This window comes from Paraburkholderia sp., from assembly GCF_036488505.1.
Lineage (GTDB): Bacteria > Pseudomonadota > Gammaproteobacteria > Burkholderiales > Burkholderiaceae > Paraburkholderia.
In genome coordinates this window covers 1-2,428 of sequence record NZ_DASXHN010000464.1, presented here as the reverse complement: position 1 = coordinate 2,428, position 2,428 = coordinate 1, and the positions used below count along the sequence as shown (strand labels likewise).

The window sequence follows — 2,428 nt, the reverse complement described above, 5'->3', positions numbered from 1 at the left end:
GCCGCCCCTTCGCTGCGCAGCAGTTCTTCCCTGAGCCAGCCGACGAGCGCGGCAGACTGTGACCGCGCTTCCAGATGCGGCGCGACCCAGAGCACGAGCTTGCGCGAGCCCTTGACGAAACCAAACGGCGCGACCAGCGTGCCGGAATCCAGTTCGTCACGCACCAGCATGCGCGGGACCGCCGCCACGCCGAGACCACATTTCGCGGCCTGGATCTGCAGATAGAAATGCTCGAACGATTCCGCGACGGCCGGACGGCGCGCGGGCGACAGTCGGCTCGCCTCGTACCAGTTGTCCCACGCGGCGGGACGTGTGGCGGTAGCGAGCAACCGTGCGCGTTCGAGATCCTCGGCAGCGTTGATGCGCATCGTACGCATGTATTCGGGCGAGCAGACCACGCCAATCCATTCGTCGACGAGCGGTTTCGGCTCGACATCCTTTGGCGGCTTGATGGTGGACAGCCGGATCGCCACGCTGATGTGATCACGCGCGAAGTCGATTTCGCCATAGCCCGTATGAAAACCGACCTCCAGCCGCGGCTCCTTGCGATGCAGCCTCGACAGGCGCGGAAGAAGCCAGTACATCATGATGGACGCCGAGCACGACAGCGTGAGCGGCCCGGGCCGCACCTGATCGATGCTCGACTGAATCAGGTTGAATGCGCGGGACAGGCCTTCGGCGAGCCGCGCGCCTTCCGGCGTCGGCTCGGTGGCGTGGGCGTTGCGCAACAACAGCAGAACGCCAAGATTGTCTTCGAGCGAGCGGATGTGACGGCTGATTGCGCCGTGCGTGACGGACAGTTCAGACGCCGCTTCGCCGAAGCTACGCAGCCGCGCGGTGGCTTCGAACGCGCGCAGCGCATTGAGTGAAGGACGGGGCACGCGCAACTTCCTCGCTAACGAAGCGCTCGCGCCAGCTTGTGCGCGCCGGCGCGGCGCGATGGCCAGATGCGGATTTCTGGTAGAACGCGCGCTGCGGGTATTGTGAGTTTTTTGCATCGCGCGCGGAAATCATATCGTTTGAAGCTTTTGAGCGTCAATCTTATAGTCGCTCGGAAACGTGCATGCAAAAGCGTTCCTCGCCTTCGCACGCGCGTGAAATAAGTAGAGATACGGAGACGAACGGCGCACTCCATTCCGCTCGCGCCAGCCGCAAGGTAGATCCATCAATATGTCCGAGAACCCTCGCCCCCGCCCGGAATTCGCAGTGCGTTACTTCGTGGAAAGCTTTGTGCCGCTGGGAAAAGCCGCCGAAATCATCGCCGGTGAACAGTCGAGCGGCACCTTTCTCGCGCTGCCCGGCGAAACGCATGAACTGAAGGAGCGCGCCCGCGCGCGCGTGGTGCGGGTCGATTCGCTCCCGCCGGTACTGGCGCCTTCGCTGCGAAGCGCGTTCGTCGAGCGCCGCGAACCTGCGCCACTCTACTACCGCGGTGAAATCGAAATCGCGTTTCCGGTCGACAACGTGGGCGCGAACCTGCCCCAGTTGCTGTCGACCGTCGCGGGCAATCTGTTCGAGCTCGGCGAGATCACCGGCCTCAGGATGCTCGATATCGACTTGCCCGACGACTACGCGGCGCGTTTTCCCGGCCCCGCGTTCGGCATCGAAGGCACGCGGCGCGTGACCGGCGTTCATGGCCGTCCGCTGATCGGCACGATCGTCAAGCCGAGTATCGGCCTGTTGCCCGAGCAGACCGCGCAGATCGTCGACGATCTCTGCGGCGCCGACATCGACTTCATCAAGGATGACGAACTGCTCGGCGACCCATCCTATGCGAGCTTCGACGCGCGTCTCGCAGCCGTGATGCCCGTGCTGCATCGCCACGCCGATCGCATGGGACGCATGCCGATGTACGCGATCAACATCTCGGGCACCATCGACGAGATGCTGCGCCGTCACGATCAGGTGCTCGCTGCCGGCGGTACCTGCATCATGGTGTGCGTAAACTGGGTCGGCTTCGCGGGCGTCGAACATGTGCGCCGTCATTCGCAACTGCCGCTGCACGGCCACCGCAACGGCTGGGGCGCGTTCACGCGCTGCCCTCAGCTCGGCTTTTCGTTTGCCGCGTATCAGAAGTTATGGCGGCTCGCGGGCGTCGACCATCTGCATGTGAACGGCGTGCGCGGCAAGTTCTGGGAGCCGGATGCGTCGGTGATCGATTCGGCGCGTTCGTGCCTCGCGCCGTTTGCCGGCGTGCAGCCGCTGATGCCGGTGTTCTCGTCGGGCCAATGGGCGTCGCAGGCGCCCGATCTTTTTAGCGCGCTCGGCTCCATCGATCTGATGCACCTTGCAGGAGGCGGCATCATCGGTCATCCGCAGGGTATTGCGGCGGGCGTGGCGAGCATGCGCGAAGGATGGGAAGCCGCAACCGAAGGCATCGATCTCGATACGTACGCAAAGACGCATCCCGCGCTCGGCGCCGCGCTGT

The 2,428-nt window shown here is 64.4% G+C and carries 2 protein-coding genes; one reads left to right on the top strand and one right to left on the bottom strand.

Annotated elements, in window-relative coordinates; translation table 11 throughout:
* The coding region (locus tag VGH68_RS26850) for a LysR substrate-binding domain-containing protein (RefSeq protein ID WP_331606755.1) at window positions 1-881 on the bottom strand (881 nt) is incomplete at its 3' end.
* A 289-nt stretch (window positions 882-1,170) separates the two neighbouring features.
* Here VGH68_RS26850 and VGH68_RS26845 point away from each other — a divergent pair.
* Window positions 1,171-2,428: ribulose-bisphosphate carboxylase large subunit family protein (locus tag VGH68_RS26845; protein ID WP_331606754.1), on the top strand; the 1,258-nt coding region annotated here is incomplete at its 3' end.